This window comes from Heyndrickxia sp. MSNUG, assembly GCF_049532715.1.
GTDB lineage: Bacteria > Bacillota > Bacilli > Bacillales > Cytobacillaceae > Mesobacillus.
In genome coordinates, this window is the sequence record NZ_CP150978.1 from 2243744 (window position 1) to 2258079 (window position 14336).

Below are 14336 nucleotides of genomic sequence, written 5' to 3' on the forward strand. Positions count from 1 at the left end.
GATAAATTGGCAGTGGAACCATTCTTGTATTCCTTAATTGATAGGAATGGTGAATTAATAAAAAGTAACAAAATAATGCAAAGGATTGATATGAAAGTATATACCGAAAAGAAATTATTAGAGCTTTATCGCTATTCTATTGATAATGGATTTACTCATTATTGGGCTCCAAGAAATAATAATTCATTATAACTTTGTCATTAGATATGATTCATCATGAGAGTCTGGATATATCCAGACTCTTTTAATATTGACCATATTGTAATATTCATTTTAGAGCTTTATTTATTATATGGGTACAATCCACAAAGTGAAAATTCAATTCATAAAATTAATTTTCATAAATCTTTCAAGAAGTATTCGTTTTGCCTAGTTTATGTAATACAATTGAGATAAACTTGCCAAAAAATAGGGTTTAATAAGGAGCTGAGTAAGTAAGATTCTATCAAGTAAAATATATGTTGTTAAGGGTTTACTTCCCCACTGTCTATAAAAACCACAAAATTCTAGGAGGCTCATCATGAGTACATTTTTCACTTCCCCTCTTTTTTACGGGATATATATTTCCATAATGATTAGTTTGTTTTTCTATTTTTTATTTAACAATTTGCTTCCATACTATAGGGCCAGAAAAGAAGTGAATATTTTAACTGATTTCATATTTAGTTTAGAAAAAGATTATACGATTTTGCAAAAAGCAGAGGCATTAAATCAATGGCTAAATCAACCAGAACATAGTAACTTTATAAAACAATTTGTTAAACCATCTTTTTCTACCTTTAACCATAAGCTCAGCGAAAACCATAAACGTGGGATAATGTTGGTGCCTGATATCTACGATTACTTTCTTGAAGATAATCTTATGCAAAAAATCGGAAAGCGAAAACTAGTTGATACTATACCTGGATTATTTTTAGCGATGGGAATAATTGGGACCTTCTTAGGGATTGCAGTAGGTGTATCACAATTGGATCCTGGCGGTGATGCAGAATCCATGAAAAACGGTATTGGGGTTTTACTAAATGGGATGCAAGTAAAGTTTACTTCTTCAATTGTTGGTATTTTTCTTTCAGTAATCTGGCAATTTCTTGATAAGATGGCATTCTACCCTATGCTCTCTGACAGTTACTACAAATTACGTCAACATCTTGATGAATTATTTCCTACACAAGAACAAAATACTGTTTTATACCAGATGCTAACAAATCAAGTGAAACAAATGGATAATTTTCAAGGGTTTATTACTGAAAAAATGATTCCTCAAATGATAACGGGTATTAATAATGTGGTTGATCATAAAATATCACCTCAAATACTTCATAGTCAAACATTAATAAATAGATTGATTGATAGTTCGGAGGGAACAAGAGACTACCTCGGTTCATCATTGATACCCAACATGGTAGCGGAAGTGCAAAAATCATTACAAGATATCATTACCCCTGAAATGCGGAAAAATCAGTTATTGATAAAAGAATTGATTGATAGTCATAAAGAAACCAAAGAATATTTAACACAATCCATATTGCCTAACATAATGACAGGAATGATCAGTGTATTAAATGAAACAATTATCCCTCAGCTAGAGACAAGTCAGTCCCTGGTGAACAATCTGAATGAGAATACCAAAGAAACCAAAGAATTTTTCGCACAATCTCTAGTTCCTAAAATGGTTTCAGGAATGACTGATGCATTTAATCAAACCATATCTCCACAGCTTCAGCAATCGCAGAAAATGATGGAAGAAATGATTAAGAATACACGTGAGACTCAGATGGAAGGTATTGGCATAATGGTGGATCGCTTTGTTGATTCCTTAACTGAGATTACTGGAAACCATATGAAAGATTTAGGTGAAGCTTTAAAGACAACAATTCAGTGGCAAGAAAAAGTACAAGATGGAATGAGCACACTTGTAGAGTCTATGGAGAATTCTGCAAATAAACAAACTGTCATGGCAGAATCAACTACTTCATTAGCTGCAGAAATCCATAAATATACTGAGAAAATAGTAAGTTATGAAACAGTTATGGAAACCAATATCTCAGTACTCAATGAAATGCTTGAGAAGAGTACTAATGTCCATATGAATATATCTGAATTACTAGAGATTATGGTTAAGGAAAGAGAGACTTTCAGCGAAATATCAAAAAATCAGAGTAATGTTATGGATAAACAGGTTAAAACCTTTATTGAGCAAACTAACAAACAATTCGACGTTAATTCCAAGATGGAAATTAATCTTGAGAAAATTAATAAGCTATTCGTCTCACAGCAAGACCTTTCAGATGATTTCTTGAACTATTTAAGCTTGTCCAATAAGGCAAACAAAGATTTGACCAGTATCGTGGAAAACATGAAACAAAATGGTGTGACACAAGTATCTATTCAAAAGGAACTAAATGCTACTATGTCACTACTTATGAAAGAAAAAAATAATGTGGGTAATATGGTAACTAGCATAAATAGCCAATTAGTAGCACAGTTATCAGAAATGGATCAGAGAATCAAGAGACTAACTGAAGTATGGCAAACAACTTCAGCTACTTTCACTACTGCAAATAAACATTTGGCTACATCGATGAATCAATTCACAGCTGATATGCATCAAGGACTTGAATACACATTTAAACAGTTTGATGACGAACTATCAAAATCAGTAAGTTATCTATCAAAGGCTGTTCATGCTATTCATGATGGGATTGTCGATTTACCTGATTCAATCCAGGTACTAAACACCTCGGTTGTTGAATTGAATAAACATGCCAAATCTATGGTAAAAATGATATAGGGGTCCTGTGAATGTCTAGAGGAATTAGGAATACAAGGCGCCACTATGTAAGTGGCCATGAAGAAGAAAAAGAAAGTTTCTGGGTTTCATACACAGATTTAATGTCTGGACTAGTAATAATATTTGCATTGGTTTTAATGGTATCAGTGTTTACAATGCAAGGTGCGTATGAGAAAGCTGAGGCTTCAATAAAAAAGAAGGAAGCTACCATTCAAGAACAAAATAAAATGATTGATGAAATAGTAGGAGTCAAAGGTGAGATTATTGATGAACTTGTAGAAGCATTTCAAGACTCTAATCTTGACTTGCAGGTTGACAGACAAACCGGAACTATTAAGCTATCTGGTGGCGTCCTTTTTAAAAGTAATAGTACTGAGATGTCACCTGGTGGTGAACAGTATTTAAGAGAATTTATACCTAAATATGTTGGAGTTTTAATGTCGGATCAGTTTAAGGGTGAAATTTCACAGATTATCGTAGAAGGACATACTAACAAAGTTGGGGATTACCTATTTAATCTTAACTTATCACAGGGACGAGCCCTATCTGTCGTAGAATTAATATTTTCTCCTAGTTTTCCTAACTTCGAGCATAAGGAAGAACTGACACATATTATTACAGCAAACGGGCGCTCACATAGTGTTCCGGTGTTAGATGCAAATGGAAAGATAGATGCGGAAAAGTCTAGAAGAGTGGAGTTTAAATTTCGTTTGAAAGATGAGCAACTATTGGAAAAGATTCAAACGTTAGTAAATGGAGTTAAGTCATGAGTAATACAAACCGATTCCTTCATTTTAAGTTCAGGCCACAACAATTAAATAAAGTAAGAGAAATAATTGAAAGCGATTTTAAAAATTATGAAGATGAGATTTTGAATCTCCGTAAAAAATATAAACTCCCTCGATTGTTGGAAACTATTAGGAACATAAAGTTAGAAAAAATTTCTGAATTAATGGAATCACTTAGTAAAATGGATGTTTTGCTCTTGATTTATGAATATCCTTTCCATAAAGAGAATAAAGAAACAAAGAAGAAAATCAATATAATCCTTGGAGAATTATACATAAGTATTGTTGGACGAACAGCTTGGAACTTATTTCAACATGATACTGAAGATTTTTTTCTACAAGAGTTGCTTTACCTATCATATGAAAAAGATAAAACTAACTTTATAGGCATTGAAAGTGAATTTCAGAAACCAATGGATAATGCATTCCAATCTAAAAAAGGAATAATTAAAGGATTAGTACCTTATCTTAAGAAAACCAAAGTGAGCACAAAAATAATTTTTAAAAAGTGGAAAGTTAAAGATAAATCAAAATTAGAAACGAGACTATTGTTAGAATTGTTAGGTTCTAGTTTAGGAGAAGATCACATCATTAGAAAAGATGGTATAGAATTCGTTGCAAATTTCTTCGAACAGATTCCTTCAAACCAATATAAAAATCTATTAAAGGTTTATTTGGAAGCAAGGAAGTATAAACAATATCATTTTCGAATAATGGAACAAGCTATACTTAGATTAATGGATCCTAGAGAAAAAGAAGCTGAATGGAATTTTTTAAATCAAGACGCATTGGGTCAAGTGGAAAAATGGCTATATGTCAATGAGTTGAAAAAGTTCTTTGATTCAGATATAAATAGCGAAAGATTTGAATATTGGAAACGATATATAGACTATATGGATAATGTTATACCTATGAATAATCCCTTAGTTGCCTTTATTTATTTTGCTGATTTCGTAGTTGTGGAATTTGGAGAAATGGGTGCTGCTTATTTTTATAAGCGAGAAGGATTTGAGAAAATAATTTTACCAAGGATTAATAGTTATAAATTCAAAAATACAAGAAGTAAATCGACTAAAGAAAGTATGTTGAAAGATCAATCTCCAATATTGAAAGAAATCCCTCTATTTCTAATTAAATTGGATCACAGAGGGAATTGGCAGAGACGTTTTAGTGAACATATGTCCAGTTATAATAGATTAAAATAGTAATATAGCTTGATGTATAGAAGCGCAGGGAAGTAACCTGTGCTTCTTTTTTATTTATTTTGACATATAAAGTTTCTACGAATACCTTTTACTCTATTACTCTAAAATTGTAGTAGCCAGTTTTGGTTTTGAATTTTGCTACATGACGGTCATACCAATCATTACAAAGAAAATATCTTTCGCCATTTATTATATATACCTTACTCCAATACCGTGGATAGCCACTAATTTGACGTTGTACAATTAGTGATTTATCTGATGTGATTTTTTTGGGAAAATGGATAATTCACTCCGAATGTTTCCTTACTAAACTTTATCATCAGGCAAAAGCTTAACCTTTTCGGGAGTTAACAATTTCAGACTAATTAATTTAGCAATTTCGTTTCGCACGATTTCTCTGATTTTTATTTCACTTACATAAGTATCAGGGTGCGATACAATTGGCTCTCCGGCTTCTTCTATAACATCAGTAGATGGTAGAGAATGCGATGGTAATGTTTAAAAAAAGTTATACATCTGGATGCTTCGAAGGAACAGTTCTGAAGTGTCTGCTACTGATTTTGTTGATATTACAATTTGCTCAAAGATTTCTTCCATAAAGCTACGATTAGCATAAAGAAGAAAAGTAAAACCGAAGCCCGTTTCGTAAAAAGTTTATTTAATTCTTTAATTGCAGATGAATTGGAATCTCAAGTGACTTATGTATTGAAGCGAAGATTTTTGCATTTCAGACATGTTTGTTGATAAACGAATTCGTTATATATAGAATACGAACTTAATTTTTAGAAAATTTAGATAAGTGTAAACTATTTTACATCATTCCAATTGAATAAGCCCGTATAATGAAAAAAAAATACCTGACAAGTACGAGGTTGATGCAATGGGAATTAACTGGAATGAAATAAAGGAGATGGCTGCGGAGTTTTTAAGTGAACTTATCCAAATAGATACAAGCAACCCAACTGGAAATGAATTACTTGCGGTGAATTGGTTAGCTGAAAAAGCACAATATTTTGGTCTACATTATAAGATCCAATTAACTTCGACTAATCGAGCAAATATCATTATTTCTAATAAGCCAAATATTAATACTGCCAAGAAACCTATTATTCTACTATCACATCTGGATGTTGTGCCAGCTATAGAAGCGGATTGGGATGTACCTCCTTTTTCGGGAAAAATTCTTAACGATGAATTGTGGGGTAGAGGAACTATAGATACTAAGCAACTTACCGTAACTCATCTAATGTTATTGATTCTTTTAAAATGGAATGACATCACATTAGAAAGAGATGTTCTGATGGTGGCAACAGCCGATGAGGAATGTGGTAGTACATTCGGGTTACTTGCCCTCTTAAAGGAATATGAAGAGTTGTTTATCGATGCTACCGTATTTAATGAAGGTGGTGGTTTCCCCATTCACATTGGCCAGAATGAATACTATTTATGTGAAATGGGTCAAAAGGGTATTGCAAGAGTTAAAATAACTTCCTCTATGACAAGAAATGAAAACCCATATTTACCTAATGAAAACTCTATTCGCACGATGGTCAAAGTTATTAATAGACTCCGTAAAGTTAACTTAAACGAACCAATTCCCACAGCAACGTATACTCTCTTACAAACAATCGGAAAAGATTTAAATATTGAATTCGATGATAAGGAACTCAACAAATTTTTAGAACATATTCCACTCAATCTTCACAAATTAGTTCAATCAATTAGTCAAACAACTTTTTCAATCACGAAATGGAAAGGAGGAAGAAAAAATACAGATTTAAAAGGTATGTCTGAAATATATATTGATAGTCGTCCCCTTCCAAATATGTCTGAAGAACAGTTTTTTAATATCTTAACAGAATTGTTAAAAGGGCTTCCTGTTAAATATGAAATTATGGAGTTCTCTCCAGGCTATGAAACTGATTTGAAAATAGCTGATTTAGTTTTATTCGAACAAGAAGTTCAAAAGCAAGTCAAGAATGCGCGAGTTGTTCCTTTCTTATCCATTGGAGCAAGTGACTCAAGGCATCTTAGAGGTCTTAATAGTCAAATATATGGTTATTGTCCGATGCTTCCTGATATGTCCTTCGATAAAGTAATAAAACTAGTTCACGGTAAAAATGAAAGAATTCCATTAAGCTCTTTACTTTTTGGAATTCAAAATATGTATGGAATTGTATTAGAGAAAGGAGCCAAACCTTGTGAACCCACTTAAAGAAAGAATTCAAATAAGTAAATTAAAACAAGCAGAAATTCTTTTGCAAAAACACAATATTGATACCTGGCTCATTCTTACCAGAGAAGGATCTGACCCTTGTATACCACTCTTGCTAGGAATCCGTTCGGTTCATCAGGCAGCTATATTTATTCGGCATGATGGAAAGCATATTGCAGTCACGTCAGTGAGTGATAAAGGTAATTATGAAGCAACCGGATTGTTTCATCAGGTAAGAGTATATGAGGTCAGCATGGAAAATACGTTTTTAGAAGTGTTAAACACTTTAAAGCCTGAAAAGCTCGCTTTGAATTTTTCTGAATCAGATCATTTATGTGACGGATTAACTCAAGGCTTATATGAATGGTTGGAAGCTACAGTCGGCTCTGCTCATCTAAGTTTATTAGAAGTAAGCAGTGAAGAAATTCTGAAGTCTTTAAGAAGCATTAAAACCCAGAATGAAATTGAACGAATTCAAACGGCAATTAATTTAACAACTGAAATATACGACAGTGTCTTTCCGCAAATAGTATGTGGAATGACAGAGATTGAGATAGGTGATTTGTTTATACAGGAAATGAAGAAAAGAGATGTATCAAATGGCCTTGGTCATCCTTACGATCCACCTCTAGTCTGTACTGTTCGAAATGGTTTGGCACATAGAAAACCTGGAAATCATCGAACCCAGCCAGGGGATATCATTATCATTGATTTTAGTCTTAAGTACGATGATTATGTATCAGATATTGCCAGAACATGCTATATCCTTAAGCCGGGAGAAGAAATGGCACCAATTGAGATTCAAAAAGCTTTCGATACAGCCATAAATGCCATTACTCTTACAATTCAACATTTGAAACCAGGAAAAAGAGGATACGAAGTGGATCAGGTTGGAAGACAGGCAATTGAAGCAGGTGGCTATCCAACGATCAGGCATTCTGTCGGCCACCAGATTGGAAGAGCTACACATGATGGAGGAACAATTCTTGGACCCAAAAGAAATCCTCCCCGATTAGAAGTAGAGGGGATTATCCAGGCGGGGGAAGTGTATGCTGTGGAGCCAACAGTGATTCAAGATAAAGGTTTGCCTTGTATTTTAGTCGAAGAGAATGTTCTTGTAACAGATACTGGTCCCGTACTACTTAGCAAAAGACAGTCCCAGCTTATATTAATTAAATCAGATTAGGTGAGGTTTTTTATGAAAAAAGAATTTGAGGAAAAGGCAATTGCACTTTTTCGAGAATTAATAAAAATCAACACGACAAATGAGCTTTGTAATGAAATTGAAGCTGCTCATTATCTTAGAAATCAACTTGAAGAAGAAGGTATCGATTCAAGAATTATATATAGTCCTGAAGGACGGGGGAATTTAATTTCGAAACTCAATTCGGAGACAATTCAAAAGAAGGAAACTCTCATATTACTTTCCCACCTGGATGTTGTTAGCGCCAAAGAAAAGGAATGGCTTCATTCTCCTTTCTCTGGAGAATTAACTGATGGGAAGATTTGGGGAAGAGGGACGTTAGATACAAAACAACTGACAGCCATGCATTTATTAGCGTTTATCAACTTGAATAAATACAAAAATGAGCTTAATAGAGACATATATTTTATTGCTACTGCAGATGAAGAAAATGGCAGCCAAGAAGGTATGAGTTTCTTATCCGAAGAATATCCAAATATCTTCAAAAACGCCATTGTTCTAAGTGAAGGTGGTGGGTTCACCTTCAGAGATCAGTTTGGTCAGGAATATATGTTTTATGGTTCAGGAGAAAAAGGGACTGCACGAATTCGAATTAGTGCGGAAGGTGATGGCGGGCATGCTGGAAGTCCACCGGAAAACCAAGCTATTTTTAATCTAGCTGAAGCAGTAGAAGCGCTTACGAATAATTCTTTTTTTAATGAAGGTGACCAAATTGTTACAACGTTCCTTTCTCATATTTCTAAAGAAATTGAGTCAACACCGGGTAGTTTTGTAGATCAACTTTATAACTATATGAAGTATCCAACTATCCAAGTTGATTCGATTGATGTTGGAGATAAAATAAATGTTATTCCGTATTTGGCAGAAGCAATGGTAGAGGTAAGATTATTACCTAACGACTCAGAAAATGATCTTGAATACTTGCTGGAACAAATATTGTCTCCTTATCAAGTTAAATGGGAAGTGGAGTTCTTCCAATCCGGTTATATTAGCGATACCGATTCAGAGATAATAAGGTGCTTCAAAGATAAGGCAAAGAAGCTGAATTACCACGGTGAATTCGTACCCTTTACCATGTTCGGAAAAACCGATGGCCGATTCATTAGTAAAATAGCACAAAATATTTACGGACTCTCACCCTTACTTACCCCTTTTACAGAAGTACTTAAACGAGTCCATAACAAGGATGAGTGTGTAGAACTAGATTCCTATCTTTTTGGAGTAGAGTTAATGAGTGACGTTTTAAACCAATTTTGTAAAAGTAATGGAGGTGAATAAGTTGTACGAAGTGCAAAAGGAGAAACTCGCACAAGCATCACAATATTTACATGAATCCAATATTGACTTATGGCTTATTCTAACATCAGAAGGGAGTGATCCTTGTATTCCATTAGTTACTGGTGTTGCTACAGTAGGTCCAGGAGCTTTTCTCATCTCGAAAGAAGGTAAAAAGCTCGCGGTTTGCAGTAGCATTGATGCTCAAGATATTGAAGAATCTAGTTTGTTTGATGAGGTATATAAATATACTAATTCCTTAAGTGAAACGCTGACAAGACTAGTTGGAGACCTTTCTCCCAATACCATTGCTGTAAATATATCTAAGGAAGAACATTTAGCAGACGGTCTAACGGTTGGAAGGTATCGTTGGTTAAAAAGAATATTGGAAAATGTATATCAAAATGATTTTGTTTCCTCTGAACCATTTCTAAACAAATTAAGAGCGATTAAATCAGACGCAGAAGTGAGAAGTATTCAAAAAGCGATAAAGGTTACTGAAGAAATATATGATTCTGTATTCAGTCAATTAAAGCCCTTCATGAGTGAAAAAGAGGTGGGTGCTCTCTTCGTTAAGGAAATGGAAAAACGAGGAGTGTTTAATGGTGTTGACCGAAAATTATCCATGCCCATAGTAATGAAGGAAAATATTGCTCATCGGCCACCAAGTGACTCTATCATTGAGCCTGGCGATGTAGTTATTATGGATTTTAGTGTTGATGTGGATGGATATGTATCTGATATTGCTAGAACTGTATATTTTCTTAATAAAGGAGAAGATAAAGCTCCTGATAGAGTAGAGGTTGCTTTCAAAGCTGTACATGAGGCGATAACAAAAGCGGCTGCAACTATTAAACCTGGGATAAAGGGACACGAAGTGGATCAAGAGGCTAGAACTTATTATGTTTCCAATGGTTATCCTGAAATAACCCATGCAACAGGACACCAGATTGGTAGAGCCGTACATGATGGAGGGGCGCTACTCGGACCAAAGTGGAAGCGATACGGAAACGCACCTTATAAAACGCTTGAAAAAGGAATGGTGTTTACTATTGAACCCACACTTTTTCTAGATAAAGGGATTCATTTTATAGTCGAGGAAAATGTGTTAGTAACAGAAAGTGGGATGGAATACTTGACTAAGCGTCAAAATGAGCTAATTTTAATACCATTCACAGGGTAGGTGATATTCTTTTGAAAAAATACTTATTCAAACGCCTTTTTCAATCTATTCCCATTCTTTTAGGAATTACCATTATGACATTTTCCATTATGCAGCTTGCACCAGGAAATCCGATGCAGACAATGATTAATCCGAAAATTACATCAGAAGAAATGGAAAAAGCCCAAGAGAATTTAGGCATGAATGATCCAATCTACATTCAGTATTTCAATTGGATGAAGGAGGTTGTTCAAGGGAATCTAGGTTATACCATAAAAACAGGTCAGCCTGTCGGAAAGGTTATTATAGAAAGGCTTCCAGCTACTTTATTGTTAACAGGTACTGCTTTTATTATGGCCTTTGTTATAGGGGTTCCACTTGGTGTTTACTCTGCAACTCATCGTTACAGGCTCCCAGATTATATCTTAACTGTTATCTCATTTGTAGGGATATCTATCCCTTCATTCTTCTTTGGACTTGGTATGATTTTTATCTTCGCTCTCCAACTCGGATGGTTGCCGACTTCTGGTATGGTCACAATAGGAGCAGATTATCAGGGTTTCGCCTTGTTTATGGATCATTTAAAGCATGTCATAATGCCTGCAAGTGTACTGGCCTTACCAACAGTTGCAGTTGTCATGAGATTTACAAGATCAAGTTTGCTTGAAGTTCTTAATCAAGACTTTATTCGCACCGCTGATGCAAAGGGCCTAAGTAAACGAGTCGTTTATTTAAAACATGCTTTGCGAAACGCTCTTATTCCTGTAATCACAATTTTTGGATTATCTATTCCATTCCTCTTTGGTGGCGCATATATAACAGAGCATATTTTTAACTGGCCAGGTATGGGAAGCCTTGGTATTCAATCCATCGTTGCTCGTGAATATCCAGTTATTATGGCTCTAAATTTATTTACCTCCATGCTAGTTATGTTTGGGAATTTATTGGCGGATGTGATGTATGCCTGGGCAGACCCGAGAATCCGATATTAAGAAGCCTTTTATAGCAAACTTAAAAACTATATCAATCCTATTCTATTGAGTATAAAGGGGGGATTCTATGAGTGAAAATATTACCATAAAACAGGAAGGGCCAGGATTATATTACAGTAAAAAAAAGAAGTGGAGAAACAATGAGGCTTGGAAGAGATTCAAAAAAAATAAATTAGCTTTATTTGGCTTAATTTTTCTTGGACTATTTGTTCTGGTTGCTGTGTTAGCCCCTGTGATATCACCATACAATCCGTATAATTCCAATGAAAACAATTTAGGATCCTATAATGTATATGCACCTCCATCTAGTGAACATCTATTGGGAACTGACAGTCTTGGAAGAGACATGTTAAGCAGGATTATTTATGGTGGAAGAGTATCACTAAGTGTTGCATTTATTGCTGTTATGATCGCAAGTGCTATCGGGATTCTGCTAGGCGGGTTAGCAGGATATTACGGTAAATGGGTTGACACTCTTATTATGAGAATTACCGATGTGGTCATCTGTTTTCCGGTTTTATTTTTAGCGATTACGGTTGCTACGATTTTAAAGCCAAGTTTATTTAATGTGATGATTATTATTGGACTTGTCAGTTGGACTACAATGACTCGATTAGTTCGAGGTGAGGTACTTCGCCTTCGAGAGATGGAATATATTGAAGCTGCTAAAGCTATGGGGCAACATAATGCTATTATCATTCTAAGGCATATATTTCCAAACATATTGGCACCGATTATCGTTCAAGCAACACTTCAAACGGCAGAGGCTATTTTAACAGAATCCGCACTGAGTTTTCTAGGTGTTGGGGTCCAGCAGCCCGTTCCAAGCTGGGGAAATATGTTGAATGAAGCAACGTCTATTATGGTCCTTCAATTTAAACCATGGGTATGGGCTCCAGCAGGATTTGCTATATTAATTACCATTCTTTGTATTAATTTCGTTGGTGATGGGTTAAGGGATGCATTGGATCCTAAAGTGAAAAATTAATCGAGGGGGAAATTAGATGAAAACTTGGAAATTAGCATCGATAATTTTCTTAATTTTCACACTATTAATCGGTTGTAGTTCTAAGGAAAGTGCAAAACCAGAAGATAATGGAGTGGATAATGGAAATGAAACGGCAAAAGATGGAGGGTCATTGACGATCGCATCAACAAGTGAACCAGGGAATTTAAATCCAGTCATCTGGGCAACTACTTCTGATACTAATGTTACACATATGATTTTTGATTCATTGGTAATTCCTGATGAAGAGCTTAAAATGGTCGGTAGTTTAGCGGATGACTGGGAGATTTCAGAGGACGGGAAATCTTATACATTCAAGCTTAAAGAGGGTGTCAAATGGCATGATGGAGAACCTTTTACTGCGGAGGATGTTAAATTCACTTTTACAGCTTTAGCTCATCCAAATTATGATGCAGGAGCTTATTGGCGCGTAGAGCCTGTGGTTGGAGCGGAGGAATACAAATCTGGAAAAGCAGAAGAGGTATCGGGTATAGAAGTTGTAGACGAAACGACCATTAAGTTTACAACTAAGGAACCATTCGCACCATTCCTGTCAGGGTTATTTATTGGAGTTTTGCCTAAACATGTTCTAGGAGATGTAGACCCTGGAGAGTGGGAAAAACATGAATCAAATCGTGCTCCGATTGGAACAGGACCTTTTAAGTTCGTTAAATGGGAAACAGGACAATATATAGAAGTTAAGAGAAACGGTGAGTATTTCGGAGGGAAACCAAATTTAGATAAAATTATTGTACGCTTTGGTGATGCCAACTCTATGATTGCTTCTGTGTTGAGTAAAGATGTAGATATCTCATCAGTACCTGTCGCAGAAGTACCATCAGTAAAAACACTAGATTTTGCAAGTTTAGTCACACAAAATCAATTAAGTGTCTATTATGTTGGTTTCAATGCAAGAAATGATCATTTCAAGGATACTAAGGTTCGTCAAGCGCTAGCCCATGCCATTGATAAGGAATCTATTGTGAAATCCATTTTGGGAGAATACGGGCAGATAGCAGATGACATCTTCCCTTCATCACATTGGTCCCATAATCCTAATCTTCCAATCTATGATTACGATACTTCAAAAACAGAAAAACTCCTAGAGGAAGAAGGATACTCTAAAAATAAGAATGGGATTTATGAAAAGAATGGAAAGGAACTTAGCTTTATGTTGGAGGTGCCAACTGGAACGAAAGAGAGAGAAAAGTCTGCTGTATTATTAAAACAAATGTGGGAAAAAGTTGGTGTCAAAGTTGAACTACGCTCATTAGATTTCCCAACATTAGTCACAAAGTTACTCCCTAAAACAGACGATGGAAAGCAACGCGAGGTAACTAAAGATGATTATGATGCTTACATTCTTGGTTTCGGAATTGAAGCTGATCCAGACGAATATCGAAGCTATTTTGGATCTAGTTATATGCCGCCAAATGGGTATAACTTTGTAGGCTATTCAGATTCAAAGGTCGATAAATTATTAGAAGATCAAGCAAGAGAGATTGATTTACAAAAACGTCAAAATTTAATATGGGAAGTTGGCAATAAACTAGCTGAAGATGAGATTTGGATTCCTTTATATGAGCAAAACACTCCATATGTTGTTAATAACCGCGTATCAGGATTTAAACCAGATTTTAGAGGAGTTACCTTTAAAGCAAAGGACTGGAGTGTTAAGTAATAGTAGTCGCCTATGAC

Annotated in this window: 10 protein-coding genes; all 10 read left to right on the forward strand. The window is 35.0% G+C overall.

Annotation, left to right across the window (positions count from 1 at the left end; genetic code table 11):
* Positions 1–520: 520 nt before the first annotated feature.
* Entirely contained in the window at positions 521–2791 is a 2271-nt protein-coding gene (locus tag AABM38_RS11210; RefSeq protein WP_423410452.1) for a hypothetical protein, read from the forward strand.
* Between the two features lie 11 nt (positions 2792–2802).
* Positions 2803–3561 (forward strand): OmpA/MotB family protein, encoded by a 759-nt coding sequence (locus AABM38_RS11215; protein ID WP_423410453.1) that lies wholly within the window; start codon positions 2803–2805, stop codon positions 3559–3561.
* Positions 3558–4784, forward strand: coding sequence for an EH signature domain-containing protein (locus AABM38_RS11220; protein WP_423410454.1), 1227 nt, complete (start codon positions 3558–3560; stop codon positions 4782–4784). Before AABM38_RS11215 ends, AABM38_RS11220 begins: the two co-directional genes overlap by 4 nt.
* Positions 4785–5664: 880 nt before the next feature.
* Entirely contained in the window at positions 5665–6999 is a 1335-nt protein-coding gene (locus AABM38_RS11225; protein ID WP_423410455.1) for a M20/M25/M40 family metallo-hydrolase, read from the forward strand.
* Positions 6986–8185, forward strand: a complete 1200-nt coding sequence (locus AABM38_RS11230) for a M24 family metallopeptidase (RefSeq protein WP_423410456.1) — start codon at positions 6986–6988, stop codon at positions 8183–8185. Before AABM38_RS11225 ends, AABM38_RS11230 begins: the two co-directional genes overlap by 14 nt.
* Positions 8186–8197: 12 nt before the next feature.
* A complete protein-coding gene (locus AABM38_RS11235; RefSeq protein ID WP_423410457.1) occupies positions 8198–9481 on the forward strand; it encodes a M20/M25/M40 family metallo-hydrolase in 1284 nt (427 codons plus the stop codon).
* 10 nt (positions 9482–9491) lie between these two features.
* A complete protein-coding gene (locus tag AABM38_RS11240; RefSeq protein ID WP_423410715.1) occupies positions 9492–10661 on the forward strand; it encodes a M24 family metallopeptidase in 1170 nt (389 codons plus the stop codon).
* Between the two features lie 11 nt (positions 10662–10672).
* A complete protein-coding gene (locus AABM38_RS11245; protein WP_423410458.1) occupies positions 10673–11632 on the forward strand; it encodes an ABC transporter permease in 960 nt (319 codons plus the stop codon).
* Between the two features lie 67 nt (positions 11633–11699).
* Positions 11700–12620 carry an oligopeptide ABC transporter permease gene (gene opp4C, locus AABM38_RS11250; RefSeq protein ID WP_423410459.1) on the forward strand — a complete coding sequence of 307 codons (921 nt, stop codon included), beginning with the start codon at positions 11700–11702 and terminating at the stop codon, positions 12618–12620.
* 16 nt (positions 12621–12636) lie between these two features.
* Entirely contained in the window at positions 12637–14319 is a 1683-nt protein-coding gene (locus AABM38_RS11255) for a peptide-binding protein (RefSeq protein WP_423410460.1), read from the forward strand.
* Positions 14320–14336 lie beyond the last annotated feature (17 nt).